The organism is Paraburkholderia tropica (assembly GCF_900109265.1).
Taxonomy (GTDB): Bacteria; Pseudomonadota; Gammaproteobacteria; order Burkholderiales; family Burkholderiaceae; genus Paraburkholderia; species Paraburkholderia tropica.
Map to the genome: position 1 here is coordinate 92,858 of NZ_FNZM01000006.1, position 15,247 is coordinate 108,104.

Consider the following 15,247-nt stretch of genomic DNA (forward strand, 5'->3'; position numbering starts at 1 on the left):
AGCCAGACCCGTATTTCGCGTCGCGCGGCCCGCATGATTCATCGATGCGCAAGCCGCCGCGCCGCACACTAGCAAGGAAACCCGACGTCATGCATAACTCCGCTCTCCCGCTCGCCGACATCACGGTCGTCTCGATCGAACAGGCTATCGCCGCGCCGCTCGCCAGCCGCCATCTCGCCGACTGGGGAGCGCGCGTCATCAAGATCGAGCGTCCGGGCGCGGGCGATTTCGCGCGCGGCTACGACACCGCGATGGACGGGCTGTCGAGCCAGTTCGTCTGGACCAACCGCTCGAAAGAGAGCCTCGCGCTCGACATCAAGGACGAGCAAGGTCAGGAGACGCTCGAAGCGCTGCTCGCGCGCGCCGACGTGTTTATCCAGAACCTCGCGCCGGGCGCGGCGAAGCGTCAGGGCCTCGACGCGAAGTCGCTGGTCGAGCGCTTCCCGCGCCTGATCGCCTGCGATATTTCAGGCTACGGCAGCGGCGGCCCGTACAGCAGCAAGAAGGCCTACGACCTGCTCGTGCAGTGCGAAACCGGCTTCCTCTCGATCAACGGCACGCCCGAGACGCCCTCGAAATGCGGCCTCGCGATCGCCGACATCGCCACCGGCATGTACACGCTCAACGGTATCCTGATGGGCCTGCATCAGCGCGCGCGCACGGGCCGCGGCATGGCGTTCGAAGTCTCGCTGTTCGACGCGATGACCGAGTGGATGAGCTACCCCGCCTACTACACGCGCGGACGCGGCGAACCCGTGCCGCGCAGCGGCGCGCGCCACGCGACCATCGCGCCGTACGGACCGTTCGCGGCCGGCGACGGCAAGACGGTGTTCTTCGGCGTGCAGAACGAACGCGAATGGCGCAGCTTCTGCGAGGTCGTGCTCGGCGACGCGAGCGTCGCGACCGATCCGCGCTACGTGACGAATTCGCTGCGCCTCGCGAATCGCGACGCGCTCGAACGCGGCATCACCGAACGCTTCGCCGCGTGGACGAGCGACGAAGTGCTCGCGCGGCTCGACCGCGCCGCGATCGCCAACGGCAAGATGAACGACGTGGAGGCGCTGCTGGAGCACCCGCAACTCGTCGAGCGCGATCGTTATCGCAGCGTGGACACCGAGCGCGGCGCGATGGACATGTTCCTGCCCGCCGTGACGATCGCGGGCGTGGAGCCCGTGATGGGTCCGGTGCCCGCCGTGGGCGAGCACACCGAATCCATTCTCGCGGAGCTTGCCGAACGCGCCGCGCAACGGAGCGAAGCATGAACGCGCCGCGCGTGACGCGCACCGTGCTCGCGGTGCCGGGGCATCGGCAAAACATGCTGCAATCGGCGGCGGCGAGCGCGGCGGACGCGGTGTTTATCGATCTCGAAGATGCCGTGCCGCTCGACAAGAAACGCGAAGCGCTCGACGGCGCGGTGCAGGCGCTCAACACGCTCGACTGGCAGGGCAAGTGGGTGTCGGTGCGCATCAACACGACGGCGCACGGTATCGCCGTGCACGAAGTGGACACGCTCGTGCGCGACGCCGCCCGCCTCGATGCAGTGCTCGTGCCGAAGGTGGAAAACATCGCGACGGTGCACGAAGTCGAGCGGCGGCTGCGCGAGCGCGCCGCCGAACATCGCCCCCTCGCCATCGAAGCGCTGATTGAAACGGCGCGCGGTCTCGTCTGCGTCGACGACATTGCCGCGTCGAGCGAACGGCTCGTGGCGCTGCATTTCGGCGTGGGCGATTTCGCGGCGTCGATCGGCGCGCGCACGGTGGAGATCGGCGGCGCGCACGCGGGCTACGCGCACACCGAGAAGACCGACGACGGCCACTACAGCACGACCGCGCTCGATCTCTGGACCTATCCGATGATGCGTCTGCTGGTGGCCGCGCGCGCCTTCGGCCTGCGCGCCATCGACGGTCCGTGCGGCGCGTTCCGCGACGCCGTGCTCACGCGCGCGTGGGCATTGAAGGCCGCCGCAATGGGTTACGACGGCAAGCAGGTGATTCATCCTTCGCAGATCGACCCGACCCGCGCCGCCTTCTCGCCGACCGACGACGAAGTGCGCGACGCGCGGCGCACGATCGAAGCGCTGGAGGCGGCGCAAGCCGCCGGGCTCGCGGCGGTCTCGCTCGACGGCAAGCTCGTCGATTTCGCCAACGTGCGCATGGCGCAACGCGTGCTGGCGATGGCGGACGCCTGACGCACCGGCGGCACGCGTTCGCCGCGCCGCTTCATGGCCTCACCCCGCCGCGCGCGCCTCGCGCCGCACCGCCTGCGGCGGCACGCCGAAACCGCGCATGAACGCCTCGCGCATATGGCGCCGGTCGCGGAAGCCGGTTTCGCGAGCAATCGTATCGAGCGGATGCGCGCTCTGCTCGATCATCAATCGCGCCGCTTCGAGCCGTAATCCCTCGATCGCGCGCGCGGGCGACTGCCCCGTTTCCGCGGTGAACACGCGGCTGAACTGACGCGGGCTCAGATGCACGGCCTCGGCCAGCGTCTCCACCGTCAGCGGCGAGCCGAGATTGCGCCGCGCATAATCCAGCGCGTTTTGAATGCGGTCCGATTTGGGCGCGAGGTCGAGCATTTCCGAATGCTGCGACTGCCCGCCCGAGCGGCGCTGATGCATCACGAGCTTGTGCGCGACCGAGCGCGCCACGTCCGCGCCCAGATCCTTCTCCACCATCGCGAGCGCGAGATCGAGACCGGCCGTCATGCCCGCCGAGGTCCACACCGTGCCATCGACGATATAGATGCGGTCTTCTTCCACGCGCACCGCCGGATGGCGCGCCTGCATCTCGCGCGCGATCGCCCAGTGCGTGGTGGCGCGGCGCCCGTCGAGCAAGCCCGCCTCGGCCAGCACGAAGCCGCCCGTACAGATGCCCGCCACGCGCCGCGCGCGCGTGCTCGCGCGGCGCAGATACGCGAGCGCCTCCTCCGAGGCCGGCATGGCGACCGGATCGATCACGCCCGCCACCATCCACGTATCCATCTGCCGGCGCGGCGGCGCGGGCAGCGTGCGCACGCTCATGCCCAACGACGAGCGCACTTCGCCGCCCGCGATCGAATAGTTTTCTAACGTGTAGAACGCGTTGCCGGCCGCTTCGTTCGCGAATTCGAAAACGGTCTGCGTGGCGATCGCCATGACCTGAAAACCGTCGCACAGCAGATAACCGATGCGATGCATGACCCGCTCCTCGCCGTATGGCCGTGGTTTTTTTCTGATGTCCTGAATCACTACCCTATACGTCATTTCGGCCACGGTCAATCCGGACCAGAATGGCAGCAAGACATCGCGCCATGGGACGGGTTCGACAGCGCGCTGGCTCCAACTTCATCCGACAAGGAAAGACGATCATGAAAACCACCGGCAACACGATCTTCATCACGGGGGGCACCTCGGGCATCGGACGCGGTCTCGCCGAAGCGTTCCATCGGCTCGGCAACCAGGTCATCATCGCGGGTCGCCGCCAGGCGCTGCTCGACGAGGTGGCGCGCGCGAACCCGGGCATCGACACCGTGCAGCTCGACATCAACGACGCCGCGCAGATCCGCGCCGTGGCGCAGCAGGTGATCGCGCGCCATCCGTCGCTGAACGTGGTGATCAACAACGCGGGCATCATGCCGTTCGACGACGCGGGCGGCGCGCTCGACGACGCCCAGGCCGTGCGCATGATCGAGACCAATCTGCTCGGCCCGGTGCGCGTGAGCGCCGCCTTCATCGAGCATCTCAAGCAGCAGCGCGAGGCGACCATCATCAACAACAGTTCGGTGCTCGCCTACGTGCCGCTCGCGGCCACGGCGCTCTATTCGGCGACCAAGGCGGCAATCCATTCGTACACGCTCTCGCAGCGCTTCATGCTGCGCGACACCAGCGTGCGCGTGCTCGAAATCGCGCCGCCGTGGGTGGACACCGACTTGATCCGCAAGAGCGGCGACCCGCGCGCGATGCCGCTCGACGCCTTCATCGCCGAAACGCTGGCCGCGCTGCCCGAGGCGCAAACCGAAGTGCTGGTGGAGTCCGCGAAGGCGTTCCGCGCGAACCCCGGCGTGAACGAACACGGCTTCATCGCGCAGTTCAATCAGGCCGTGGTGGACGACCCGCTGCCGGTTTAAAAACGGTTCCGCACCGCGCGCGCACGACGAAAATCACGTCAAAAAGCGACGTCGATCAACTCGCCGATCAGCGCGCGCGGCGCATCAATCACCCCACCAACACCCCGCCATCGCCCCCGCCTTACCGCATCTTTCGCCTTTGCCGCAACGCACCCCACGTTTCCCCCAGGGTGACACTTTCCGTACGACCGTACAAAAATAATCACGTCTGACATCCCTGTGGATGACGTTGCAAGCCCATCGGGTTTACGGAGAGGCAATCGGTGAACGAGCAGCTGCATCAACCTGCAATCCGCCACAGTTTCGCGCCGCGCCGACACGATCGCGCCCGCTCAACTGGCCTCGCCCGCACGGCATCCCTTCCCGCTTCACCGCAACAATCCCCGTGATGGCGTCCGCGTGACGCATCGCCGGCGGCGCCCCCACGGGCATCCACCGCCACGCGCATGGACGGCGTTCGCACGCCGCGTCCGTGTGCCCTGACGTACCGCGAAAGAAGTCGTTCGAATCCCGCTGTTTTGCCGCATCCCAAATCCATTCAGACAATCAGGATTCCAAAATGTCCAAACGCAATACGCTACGCAAAAAACTGCTTGCGACCGGGGTCGCGGCCACGGGTCTGCTGGGTGTGGCGGGCGCCGCGCAGGCGCAGAGCAGCGTGACGCTGTACGGTATCGTCGACGGGTCGCTGCTTTACACGAGCCATACGCTCAACACGACGACGGGGCAAAACGCGGGTCACCAGTTCTCCTTCACCGACAGCGGCATGACGGGATCGAGCTTCGGCTTGCGCGGCACCGAGGATCTGGGCGGCGGCATGCGCGCGATCTTCACCCTTGAGAGCGGCATCAGCGTGGCCAACGGCGGCTTCGACAATTCGAACGGCAACATGTTTGGACGCCAGGCGTGGGTCGGCATGAGCAGCGCGTACGGCACGGTCAAGGCCGGTCTGCAATTCTCGCCGTTCTTCCTCTCGCTTTACGACACCGACCCGCGCGGCATGTCGTATTTCGGCAGCGGCCTCGTGAGCTACGTGAACAACGTCTACGTCACGGGTCTGTTCAACAGCAATTCGCTGACCTACACCTCGCCGGAAATCTACGGCCTGCAAGCGGCCGGCATGCTCGCGCTCGGCGGCACGGCGGGCGACTTCCAGGCGGGCCGCCAGTATTCGGCGAGCCTGCGCTATCACCTCGGCGGCCTCACGCTGACCGGTGCGCTCTACAACGGCAACGCGGGCGGCAGCGCGACCAGCACGCCGGTGCCCAGCACCGTCGAATTCGTGGGCCGCACGCTCGGCGCGAGCTACCGTTTCGAAAACAGCCTCAGCGTGTACGCGTCCTATGCGCTCTACAAGGTCGCGGGCTCCTTCAGCAACAGCGTGTACTCTGGCGGCGCGAGCTACTTCTTCACGCCGTACCTGAGCGTCAACGCGGGCGTCTGGTACACGCACGACGGCAACGAAGGCTCGAATCATTCGCTTCTCGCCGCGACCGGCGTGCAGTATTTCCTCTCGAAGCGCACCACGCTCTACGGCCAGGTGGGCTACGTGAACAATCACGGCAACATGCACACGGGCCTGTCGATCAACAATGCGCTCAACGAAGTGACCGGCTCGACCGTCGGCACGAGCATCGGCATCCGCCATATGTTCTGATCGCGGCGCGCTCCGCGAACGCATCGCGGAGCGCGCTTCGAGACCCCGCGCAGCGCTCAGACTTTCATGCCGGGCAGATTCAGCGAAGCCGTGTTGCCGCCGTCGACGGGCAGCGCCTGGCCGGTGATATAGCTGGCGTCGTCGCTGGCGAGAAACGCAATCGCCGCGGCCACTTCGGCCGCGCGGCCTGGACGGCGCAGCTCGCAACGGTAGCCGAGCCGATCGATCTTGTTGAGCTCGCGTGCGCGGTCGAACACGGGCGCGGTCATGCCGGTCTCGATCAGGCCGGGGCAGACCGCGTTCACGCGGATCGCCCACGGCGCGAGATCGCAGGCGCTCGTCATCGTGAGGTTGATGACGGCGGCCTTCGAAGCGCTATAGGCATTACCGCCCGCGCCCGAGCGCACGCCGGCCACCGACGCCACATTGACGATCGCCCCTTGCCCGCGCGCGATCATCGCCTGCGAGGTCCATTTGGTGAAATGCACGACGCCCATGAGATTGACGCCGAGGATCTGTTGCCATACCGCCGTATCGGTTTCGGCGATGATCGAATAATCGCCGCCCGCGATGCCCGCGATATTGCAGAGCGCGTCGATTTCGCCGAAACGCTCGCGCACCTGCGCGACGCACGCGGCCACCTCGTCCTCGCGCGCGACGTCGAGCGCGCCGTGCCAGACGCGCGCCGCGTCGAACTGCGCGGCGGCCTCGGCGAGCGCGTCGCGGTTCCAGTCGACGAGCGCGACGCACGCGCCTTCGTCATACAGCCGTTGTGCCGTCGCGCGCCCGATTCCGCTGGCTGCGCCGGTCACGAGGGCCACCTTGTCCTTGAATCGCATCGTTCTTCACCTCTCGATGTGAGCGTTACCGGTTTGTTCTGAATTGCCCGAAATGCAGAATTTACGTCTGCATTGCAGAATTTATAGAGATGAACCATGAGCGTCAATCGGGCGAATCACGCTTGTTTTTACGATGCGGTATCGCAGAATTTATCTATTAGAGATAGCAATCCGGCAAATCAGCACGCTTTGCGAAGCGGTCTGGTAGTTTCCCCAGGCTGACTGCATTGCAGAATTCATTGCCAAATGAGCGCTCACGAAGTGCTGGCGATCGACGCACACGGAGGTCACGGTGGATCTGTTTTTGCAGCAGGTGCTCAACGGTTTGACGCTCGGAGGCATCTACAGCCTCGTCGCGCTGGGCCTCACGCTCGTGTACGGCATCATGGCCGTGCCCAACTTCGCGCACGGCGCGTTCTACATGGTCGGCGCCTTCGCGGCCTTCTTCCTCACGACGCACTTCGGCCTCGGCTACTGGAGCGCCATGGTGGTCGCCGCGCTCTGCGTGGGCGTGCTCGCCGTGCTCGCGGAACGCCTCGTCTTTCATCCGCTGCGCAACGCGCCCGAACTCGCGCCGATGATCGCCGCCATCGGCCTCATGCTGTTTCTCGAAGCGGGCGCGCAGGCGCTCTGGGGCACCGACTTTCATCGCATGTCGCCGCCGTGGCCCGGCGTGCTCGAATGGGGCGGCGTGATCGCGCCCATCCAGCGTCTCCTGATCATCGCGGGCGCATTCGGCCTCGTGCTCGCGCTGCAACTGTTCCTGCATCACACCGTGGCCGGCTCGACCATCCTCGCCGTGGCGCAGAACCGCGAAGGCGCCGCGCTCATGGGCATCGATCCGCGCAAGGTGGGCATGGCCACCTTCGCGCTCTCGGGCGTGCTGGCCGCCGTGGCCGCCGCGCTCTACGCGCCCATCAACCTGATCTATCCGGCGATGGGTCAGTTAGTGATCCTGAAAGCCTTCGTGATCATCATTCTCGGCGGCATGGGCAGCGTGCCCGGCGCCGTCGTGGGCGGCCTGATCATCGGGCTCGCGGAAAGCTTCAGCGCCTTCTACGTCTCGCCCGATTACCAGGACCTGATTGCATTCGTCCTGCTCGTGGCGATCCTGTCGCTGCGCCCGCAAGGGCTCTTTTCGAGGGAGATGCGCGCATCATGATGCCTACGCGCAATCTGGGCTGGCTCGCGCTGTTCGTGATCGGCCTCGCCCTGCCGTTTCTCGTGCGCTCCGATTATTCGCTCACGGTCATGTCGACGGCCTTCATCTTCGCGCTCGCGACGATCGGCCTGAATCTGCTCACCGGCTACACCGGCCAGTTCAATCTCGCGCACGGCGGCTTCATGGCGGTGGGCGCGTACACGGTGGGCATTCTCACCGTGGATTACCAGGTGCCGTTCTGGATCGCGTTCGCACTCGCGGGCGTGGTAAGCGTCGTGCTGGGCTTTTTCGTCGGCCTCGTTTCGCTGCGCCTGAAAGGCAACTACTTCGCGATCTTCACGCTCTGCGTGGGCTACATCATCTTTCTCGCGATCGAGAAATGGGACAGCCTCACGCACGGCGTGGTGGGCATCATCGGCATCGCCGCGCCGCCTTCGATCGGCTCGATCTCCTTCGAGAGTCCGCGCGCGCTCTATTACCTCACGTTCGCGTTTCTCGCCGCGGGCATGTGGATCATGCACCGCATCGTCAATTCACTCGTGGGCCATACCTTCGTGGCGATCCGCAACAGCGAGCATCTCGCGCAGGCGCTCGGCATCGACCTCATGCGCAACAAGATGCTCGCGTTCCTGATTTCGACGTTCTATGCGGGCATCGCGGGCGGCCTCTATGCGGGCTTCGTGCGTTTTCTCGGCCCCGATCTCGCCAACATCGGCCATACCTTCGACATGACGATGTACGTGGTGGTCGGCGGCATCGGCACGCTGGCCGGTCCGCTGCTCGGCGCGATTGCGCTGCCGTGGCTCACGCAGTCGCTGCAGTTCATGCAGGACTATCGCTTTCTCGTCTTCGGCCCCTTGCTGATCGTGCTGCTGATCTTCCTGCCGCGCGGTCTCGTCGGTCTTTATCAGAGCGTGCGCAGCCGCCTCGCCACGCGCGATGTTGCGCCCGCGCGAACGCGCCGCGCCACGTCCAGCGGAGACGGCCATGCTTGAAATCGCTTCGCTCTCGAAACACTTCGGCGGTCTGACTGCGGTCAGCGACGTCAGCACGCGCATCGACGAAGCCCGCATCAACGCGATCATCGGTCCGAACGGCGCGGGCAAGACCACGTTCTTCAATCTGATCAGCGGCATGTACCGGCCGAGCACGGGCAGCATCAAGCTGCGCGGTCAGGACGTCACCGGCCTGCGCGCCGATCAGATGGCGCGGCTCGGCGTGGCGCGCACGTTTCAGGCGACCGCGCTGTTCGAGACGGCTTCGGTGCTCGAGAACCTGATCGTGGGCCACCGTCTGCGCACGCGTTCGAATCTCTGGGACGCCCTGCTGCGCACCGCGCGTTGCAAGCACGAGGAACGCCTGTGCCGCGACAAGGCGCGCGAATCGCTCGACTTCGTGGGACTCGCGCATCTGGAAACGAAGCCCGCGGGCGCTATCACGCAGGAGGAGCGCAAGCGCGTGGCGATTGCGCTCGCGCTGGCCACCGACCCGACCGTGCTGCTGCTCGACGAACCGGCGGGCGGCGTGAATCCCGAGGAGACCGACGGCCTCGCGGCGCTGATCCGCAAGATCGCGCGGCGCGGCATGACGGTGTGCCTCGTCGAACACAAGATGAGCATGATCATGAATCTCGCGGACAAGATCATGGTGCTCGACCACGGCGAAAAAATCGCCGAGGGCACGCCCGACGAAATCCGCAAGAACCAGGCGGTGATCGACGCCTATCTCGGGAGCGACCATGCTGACGTTCAATGACGTGAGCCTCGACTACGGCAGCTTTCGCGCGCTGCACGGCATCAATCTGCGCGCCGACGAAGGCGAACTCGTGGTGCTGCTCGGCGCGAACGGCGCGGGCAAAAGTTCGATCTTTCGCGCGGCCAGTGCGCTCACGCGCGCGAGCGCCGGGCGTATCCGGCTCAAGGACGTCGACCTCGTCGGCAAGCGTCCCGCCGAGGTGGTGCGCGCGGGCGTGATCCACTGCCCCGAGGGACGCAAGCTGTTTCCCGCGCTCTCGGTGCTGAAGAATCTGATGCTCGGCGCGTATCCGCATCGGCGCGACCGCGCGGGCAATCGCACGCGGCTCGACGACGTATTCGGCCTCTTTCCCGATCTCGTCAAACGCAAGGACGATCCGGCCGGCGCGCTGAGCGGCGGTCAGCAACAGATGGTCGCCATCGGCCGCGCGCTGATGAGCCGTCCGCGCGTGCTGCTGCTCGACGAACCCTCGCTCGGCCTCGCGCCGCTCGTCGTCAAGCAGACTTTCGAGGTGATCCAGCGCATCAATCGCGCGGGCACCACGGTGCTGCTCGCGGAGCAGAACGCGCACGCGGCGCTGAAGATCGCGCATCGCGCTTACGTCGTGGAGTCGGGCCGCATCGTGCTCGAAGGCGACTACGACAGTCTTGCGGGCAACGAAGCCGTGCGCCGCGCCTATGTGGGCGGATAAGGCCGCGACGCTCGCCCCGCGCATTCAACGATAGCCCCTCCCTCAAGGACACGTACATGATCGTCAAGCAGCTGTGCCTCGCGCTTTCCGCCACCTTTGCCGCCTCGCTCATCGTCGCCTCGCCCGTGATGGCGCAGGAGAGCACCGTGCATATCGGCTTTTCGGGGCCGCTCAGCGGCGGCGCCGCCAAATACGGGCAGAACGTGCTCGAAGGCATGCAGATGGCGGTGGCCGAAATCAATCAGGCCGGGCTCGTCGTGGGCGGCAAGAAAGTGAAGGTCGACGTGGTCGCGCTCGACGACCAGTACAACCCGAGCGAAACGGCCATCAACGCGCGCCGTCTTTCGCAGGAATACAGCGCGCCGGTCGTGCTGGTGCCGCACTCGGGCGGTTGTTACGCCGTTCAGACGATCAACGCGCAGCAGAATCTCCTGTTGCTCGCCTACACGAGCGTGCCGCAGCTCGCCGCGCGCGGCAATCCGCTGACGATCCGCATCCCGCCGGAATTCACTTCGTACACGCCTGCTTTCGTGAAGTACGAGATGAGCAAGTACGGCAAGGAAGTGGCCATCGCGAGCACCGACACCGATTACGGCAAGGCATGGACGGCGGCATTCAAGCCCGCGTGGGAAGCCGCGGGCGGCAAGGTCGTCGCCGACAATCCGCTCTCGTACAACCGCGCCACCGACTTCTACAGCGGCGTGAGCCGCGTGCTGGCCGCGAAGCCCAAGGTCATCTTCGTGGGCGGCCCGTCCGAACCTACGGGCCTGATCATTCGCCAGGCGCGCGAACTCGGCTTCAAGGGCGGCTTCGCGGTGATGGACCAGGCCAAGCTCGACGAAGTCGCAAAGATCGCGGGCGGCTACGGCGCGCTCGAAGGCTCGATTGGCGTGATGCCGATCGGCGACGATCCCTCGCCCGACGCCAAGTCCTTTGTCGCGCGCTTCACGAAGACGCATGCGGGCCGTCTGCCGACGCAGGAAGCGTCGCTGAACTACACCGCCGTGTGGGCGACCGCGCAGGCGATGAAGATCGCGGGCACGACGACCGACGCCGCCGCGATCCGCAAGGCCTACGATCAGGCGCTGAAATCGCTCTCGCCGCAGAACAATCCGCATGGCCTCACCGGCGTCGATGCGCGCGGCGGCATCACGATGGGCCGAGCCGTGGTGGCCGTGGTCGAGAACGGCAACATCAAGGCGCTGCCCGACTCGGTCGCTTCGGCGAAGTGATCGCATTGAACCGCATCGCCTTGAACTGAATCGACCGGCATGAAGCAACGGCGCCGTCGCGCAAGCGCGGCGCCGGTTTTTTTTCTCGCGAGGATTCCATGACGCACACCAGAACGCCCGAGGTATTCGTCGAAGGACTGTGTTTTGCCGAAGCGCCGCGCTGGCACGCGGGCAAGCTGTGGTTTTCCGATTTCTTTCGCCACGAAGTGCTGTGCGCCGACGCGAGCGGCCGGCTCGAATCGGTGGCACATGTGCCGCATTCGCCAAGCGGACTCGGCTGGCTGCCGGATGGCACGATGCTGGCCGTATCGATGCACGATTGCACCGTACTGGCGATAGAAAACGGCAACGATAACGGCGCGACGCGCGTCTACGCCAATCTCTCGAAGTACGTGCCGGGCCCGTGCAACGACATGCTCGTCGATCCGGCCGGGCGCGCCTATGTGGGCAATTTCGGCTTCAATCTCTATGCAGACGAACCGGAGCGCGCCACCGATCTGCTCTGCGTGCTACCCGACGGCAGCGTGCGCGTGGCCGCGCGCGAATTGCGCTTTCCGAACGGCATGGCGCTCACGCCCGATGGCCGCACGCTGATCGTCGCGGAAACGTTCGGGCAGCGCATCAGCGCATTCGATGTCGATGTGGAAGGCAACGGTGCGCTGTCACGCCGCCGCGTGTTCGCGGACCTTGCCGGCAGCTATCCCGATGGTCTCTGCCTCGATGCCGAAGGCGCGGTGTGGGTGGCGGACGCACGCGGCAATCGCGTGCTGCGCATGAAAGAAGGCGCGGGCATCGTCGACAGCATTGCGATGGGCGACGAGCAATGCTACGCGTGCACGCTCGGCGGCGAGGACGGCCACACGCTGTTTCTGTGCGCCGCGCCCGGCATCGGCGCCGAGAACGGCGCGCGACGCGCGGGCCGCATCCTCGCCGTGCGCGTGGACGTGCCGCACGCCGGCTTGCCCTGAGCGCGGCTTACGCAAACCCTCGAACGCTCAATGCGCGGACGTCCCGAACGTATCGCGCAACTCGCGCTTGAGCACCTTGCCGATCGCGCTACGCGGCAGCGCCTCGACCACCACCACTTCGGCAAGCCGCTGCATCTTGCCAAGGCGCTCGTTGGCCCACGCGGCGATGGCGTCCGATGTCGCGCCATCGCCACTGCCTTCACGCCGCGTAACGAAAGCGACAGGCGTTTCGCCCCAACGCTGCGAACTCACGCCGACCACCGCCGCTTCCATCACCGCCGGATGGCCGAGCAGCACCTGCTCCAGATCGCTCGGATAGATATTGAAGCCGCCCGAAATAATCATGTCCTTCTTGCGGTCCATGAGCACGAGAAAACCGTCCTCGTCGAAGCGGCCGATATCGCCGGTGCGAATGAAACGCTGCCCGTCGCGGTCGTGCCATTCGGCTTCAGCGGTCTTCTCCGGCTGGCGATAGTAGCCCGTCATCATGGTCGGCGAGCGCCCCACGATTTCGCCGATGCTGCCCGGCGGCAACTCCTCGCCCGCCGCGTCGATCAAACGCATTTCGTGCCCAGGCATGGGCTTGCCGACCGTATGCAGCTTGGCGGGAAACTCGTCCGCACACAGCTCGCACGACGCGCCGCCTTCCGTCATGCCGTAAAACTCGGTGAGACTGCCGGGCCAGCGCCGCACCACGTCGGCTTTGAGCGCGGCATTGAACGGTGCACTCGTGCAGGACTTCGAAATAAAACTCGAGAGATCGTAGCGATCGAATTCCGGTTCCGCGAGCAGGCGCTGATATTGAACCGGCACCAGCATCGTGTGCGTCGCGCGATGCTGCTGCGCGAGTTCGAGGTAACGCTTCGTCTCGAACCTCGGCATCAGCACGACGGTGCCGCCCAGCGCGAAGGTCGGAAAGAAACTCACAAGTGTGGTATTCGAATAGAGCGGCGTGGAAATCAGCGTAACGGCTTCGGGACCATAACCGCGCGAGACGCTGCGCAGCGCATAAGCGAAGCGCATGGCGTGCGACTGTACGATGCCCTTCGGCATGCCCGTCGTGCCCGACGAATAGATGATGTTGAATGCCCACTGCGGCTCGATGCGCACGTCGCGCGGTGCCTGGCCACGCGGGGCGAGCCATGCGTCGAGGCTCGTGAACGCCGCGTTCCCGGTCTGTGCGTCGAGCCTCACGCGGCGCACGGCCGGCGCTTTCGCCGCGCCGTCCAGCGCGCGCTGCACCGGCTCATCGAGAAATAGCACGCGCGCGCCGGCATTCTCGATCATGCCCGCGAGGCTGTCCGGATGCGAAGCCGGCGACAGCGGCGCGACCGCCGCGCCCGCGCGCAACGCGCCGAGAAACACTGCCGCGTACCACGGCGACGCGTTCGCGCAGATCGCCACCACGTCTTCGGGCTTCACGCCGTCGCGCTGCAAGGCGCTCGCGCACTGATCGATCATCGCGTCGAATTCGGCGTAGCTATAAACCGTGCCGTCGCAAACGAGCGCCGCGTGATCGCCCTGCTCGCGCGCCCATCTGCGGATCTGCTCGCCGATGCTTTCGAACGGCGGCTGGTCGAGCGCTGCTGTGGAAGTCATGTCGTGGTGCTCCGCTGATCAGAGATAGCTCGCGAGTTCCATCTTGGCGATGGCGTTGCGATGCACTTCGTCCGGGCCGTCCGCGAGGCGGATCGTGCGGGCGCTCGCGTAGGCGCGCGCGAGACCGAAATCGTCGCTCACACCCGCGCCGCCATGCGCCTGAATCGCCCAGTCGATCACCTGGCAGGCCATCGCGGGCGCGGCCACCTTGATCATCGCGATCTCCTTGCGCGCCGCCTTGTTGCCCACGGTGTCCATTTTCCATGCCGCGTGCAGCACGAGGAAACGCGCCTGATCGATGAGAATACGCGCATTCGCAATGCGCTCGCGCGTGACGCCCTGATCCGCAATCGCGCGGCCAAATGCCGTGCGTTTCGCGGTGCGTTTGCACATGGCTTCGAGCGCGCGTTCGGCGCGGCCAATCAATCGCATGCAGTGGTGAATGCGACCCGGCCCGAGCCGCCCTTGCGCGATTTCAAAACCGCGACCCTCTCCGAGCAGCACATTCGTGACCGGCACGCGCACGTTTTCGAACAGCACTTCGGCGTGACCGTGCGGAGCATCGTCGTAGCCGAACACGGGCAGATGACGCAGCACCGTGACGCCGGGCGTATCGAGCGGCACCAGCACCATCGACTGGCGCTGATGACGATTCTCGCCGTGCGGATCGGTTTTACCCATGAAAATAAGGATCTTGCAGCGCGGATCATTTGCGCCCGAGGTCCACCATTTGCGCGCGTTGATCACGTAATGGTCGCCGTCACGCTCGATGCGCGCTTCGATATTGGTCGCATCCGACGAGGCCACGGCGGGCTCGGTCATCGCAAAACCCGAGCGGATCGTGCCGTCGAGCAGCGGGTCGAGCCACGCGCGCTTTTGCGGCTCACTGCCGTAGCGCAGCAGCGTTTCCATATTGCCCGTGTCGGGCGCGGAGCAATTGAACGGTTCCGCGCCGATGGCCGAGCGCCCCATGATTTCGCACAGCGGCGCGTATTCCAGATTCGTGAGGCCGCCCTCGGATTCGTGCGCAGGCAGAAACAGATTCCACAGTCCCGCACCGCGCGCCTTGTCCTTGAGTTTTTCCATCACGGGCGCGGGCTGCCACGGATTGCCCGCACGGCGCGCCGCGTCCATTTCGGCCGCGAACTGTTCCTCCGCCGGATACACATGCTGATCCATGAAGGCCGTGAGCCGCGCCTGGAGATCCTTCACCTTGCTCGAATGTTCGAAGTTCATAAGC

Annotated in this window: 14 protein-coding genes; 10 read left to right on the forward strand and 4 right to left on the reverse strand. The window is 65.8% G+C overall.

What is annotated here, in order from left to right:
- The first annotated feature begins 89 nt into the window (after positions 1–89).
- Together BMY06_RS11175 and BMY06_RS11180 are read left to right on the forward strand one after the other, a co-directional pair.
- Positions 90–1,262, forward strand: coding sequence for a CaiB/BaiF CoA transferase family protein (locus tag BMY06_RS11175; RefSeq protein WP_065064058.1), 1,173 nt, complete (start codon positions 90–92; stop codon positions 1,260–1,262).
- Positions 1,259–2,188 carry an HpcH/HpaI aldolase/citrate lyase family protein gene (locus BMY06_RS11180; RefSeq protein WP_074983122.1) on the forward strand — a complete coding sequence of 310 codons (930 nt, stop codon included), beginning with the start codon at positions 1,259–1,261 and terminating at the stop codon, positions 2,186–2,188. Before BMY06_RS11175 ends, BMY06_RS11180 begins: the two co-directional genes overlap by 4 nt.
- A 39-nt stretch (positions 2,189–2,227) precedes the next feature.
- Here BMY06_RS11180 and BMY06_RS11185 read toward each other — a convergent pair whose 3' ends face one another.
- Positions 2,228–3,175, reverse strand: a complete 948-nt coding sequence (locus BMY06_RS11185) for a GlxA family transcriptional regulator (RefSeq protein ID WP_074983124.1) — start codon at positions 3,173–3,175, stop codon at positions 2,228–2,230.
- A gap of 170 nt (positions 3,176–3,345) precedes the next feature.
- Between BMY06_RS11185 and BMY06_RS11190 the strand changes: the two genes are divergently transcribed.
- Together BMY06_RS11190 and BMY06_RS11195 are read left to right on the forward strand one after the other, a co-directional pair.
- Positions 3,346–4,104, forward strand: coding sequence for an SDR family oxidoreductase (locus tag BMY06_RS11190; protein WP_074983126.1), 759 nt, complete (start codon positions 3,346–3,348; stop codon positions 4,102–4,104).
- 559 nt (positions 4,105–4,663) lie between these two features.
- A complete protein-coding gene (locus tag BMY06_RS11195; protein ID WP_065064050.1) occupies positions 4,664–5,761 on the forward strand; it encodes a porin in 1,098 nt (365 codons plus the stop codon).
- A gap of 56 nt (positions 5,762–5,817) precedes the next feature.
- On the opposite strand, the gene BMY06_RS11200 is transcribed toward BMY06_RS11195, so the two are convergent.
- Complete coding sequence (locus tag BMY06_RS11200) at positions 5,818–6,600, reverse strand: SDR family NAD(P)-dependent oxidoreductase (RefSeq protein WP_065064048.1); 783 nt, start codon at positions 6,598–6,600, stop codon at positions 5,818–5,820.
- Positions 6,601–6,892: 292 nt separating this feature from the next.
- On the opposite strand from BMY06_RS11200, the gene BMY06_RS11205 reads away from it, so the two are divergent.
- The 6 genes from BMY06_RS11205 (at position 6,893) to BMY06_RS11230 (ending at position 12,408) form a co-directional block, all read left to right on the forward strand.
- The gene (locus BMY06_RS11205; protein WP_065064046.1) at positions 6,893–7,762 is read left to right on the forward strand and encodes a branched-chain amino acid ABC transporter permease; all 870 of its coding nucleotides are present in this window, start codon (positions 6,893–6,895) and stop codon (positions 7,760–7,762) included.
- Positions 7,759–8,757 carry a branched-chain amino acid ABC transporter permease gene (locus tag BMY06_RS11210; protein ID WP_065064044.1) on the forward strand — a complete coding sequence of 333 codons (999 nt, stop codon included), beginning with the start codon at positions 7,759–7,761 and terminating at the stop codon, positions 8,755–8,757. The genes BMY06_RS11205 and BMY06_RS11210 overlap by 4 nt, the downstream gene beginning before the upstream one ends.
- Positions 8,750–9,517 carry an ABC transporter ATP-binding protein gene (locus BMY06_RS11215; RefSeq protein ID WP_074983128.1) on the forward strand — a complete coding sequence of 256 codons (768 nt, stop codon included), beginning with the start codon at positions 8,750–8,752 and terminating at the stop codon, positions 9,515–9,517. Before BMY06_RS11210 ends, BMY06_RS11215 begins: the two co-directional genes overlap by 8 nt.
- Positions 9,501–10,208, forward strand: coding sequence for an ABC transporter ATP-binding protein (locus BMY06_RS11220; protein WP_065064042.1), 708 nt, complete (start codon positions 9,501–9,503; stop codon positions 10,206–10,208). Before BMY06_RS11215 ends, BMY06_RS11220 begins: the two co-directional genes overlap by 17 nt.
- Before the next feature lie 56 nt (positions 10,209–10,264).
- The gene (locus BMY06_RS11225; RefSeq protein ID WP_074983129.1) at positions 10,265–11,440 is read left to right on the forward strand and encodes an ABC transporter substrate-binding protein; all 1,176 of its coding nucleotides are present in this window, start codon (positions 10,265–10,267) and stop codon (positions 11,438–11,440) included.
- Between the two features lie 98 nt (positions 11,441–11,538).
- Positions 11,539–12,408, forward strand: coding sequence for an SMP-30/gluconolactonase/LRE family protein (locus tag BMY06_RS11230; RefSeq protein ID WP_074983131.1), 870 nt, complete (start codon positions 11,539–11,541; stop codon positions 12,406–12,408).
- Positions 12,409–12,435: 27 nt separating this feature from the next.
- Here the strand turns inward: BMY06_RS11230 and BMY06_RS11235 are convergent, their stop codons facing one another.
- A complete protein-coding gene (locus BMY06_RS11235; protein ID WP_074983133.1) occupies positions 12,436–14,007 on the reverse strand; it encodes a class I adenylate-forming enzyme family protein in 1,572 nt (523 codons plus the stop codon).
- An 18-nt stretch (positions 14,008–14,025) separates the two neighbouring features.
- Positions 14,026–15,243: an acyl-CoA dehydrogenase family protein gene (locus tag BMY06_RS11240; RefSeq protein ID WP_074983135.1), complete on the reverse strand. Its 1,218-nt coding sequence runs from the start codon at positions 15,241–15,243 to the stop codon at positions 14,026–14,028.
- Between the last annotated feature and the right edge of the window lie 4 nt (positions 15,244–15,247).

Coding starts and splice junctions, on each gene's coding strand:
- BMY06_RS11175 (WP_065064058.1), top strand. CDS start 90: ATGCATAACTCCGCTCTCCCGCTCGCCGACATCACGGTCGTCTCGATC.
- BMY06_RS11180 (WP_074983122.1), top strand. CDS start 1,259: ATGAACGCGCCGCGCGTGACGCGCACCGTGCTCGCGGTGCCGGGGCAT.
- BMY06_RS11185 (WP_074983124.1), bottom strand. CDS start 3,175: ATGCATCGCATCGGTTATCTGCTGTGCGACGGTTTTCAGGTCATGGCG.
- BMY06_RS11190 (WP_074983126.1), top strand. CDS start 3,346: ATGAAAACCACCGGCAACACGATCTTCATCACGGGGGGCACCTCGGGC.
- BMY06_RS11195 (WP_065064050.1), top strand. CDS start 4,664: ATGTCCAAACGCAATACGCTACGCAAAAAACTGCTTGCGACCGGGGTC.
- BMY06_RS11200 (WP_065064048.1), bottom strand. CDS start 6,600: ATGCGATTCAAGGACAAGGTGGCCCTCGTGACCGGCGCAGCCAGCGGA.
- BMY06_RS11210 (WP_065064044.1), top strand. CDS start 7,759: ATGATGCCTACGCGCAATCTGGGCTGGCTCGCGCTGTTCGTGATCGGC.
- BMY06_RS11215 (WP_074983128.1), top strand. CDS start 8,750: ATGCTTGAAATCGCTTCGCTCTCGAAACACTTCGGCGGTCTGACTGCG.
- BMY06_RS11220 (WP_065064042.1), top strand. CDS start 9,501: ATGCTGACGTTCAATGACGTGAGCCTCGACTACGGCAGCTTTCGCGCG.
- BMY06_RS11225 (WP_074983129.1), top strand. CDS start 10,265: ATGATCGTCAAGCAGCTGTGCCTCGCGCTTTCCGCCACCTTTGCCGCC.
- BMY06_RS11230 (WP_074983131.1), top strand. CDS start 11,539: ATGACGCACACCAGAACGCCCGAGGTATTCGTCGAAGGACTGTGTTTT.
- BMY06_RS11235 (WP_074983133.1), bottom strand. CDS start 14,007: ATGACTTCCACAGCAGCGCTCGACCAGCCGCCGTTCGAAAGCATCGGC.
- BMY06_RS11240 (WP_074983135.1), bottom strand. CDS start 15,243: ATGAACTTCGAACATTCGAGCAAGGTGAAGGATCTCCAGGCGCGGCTC.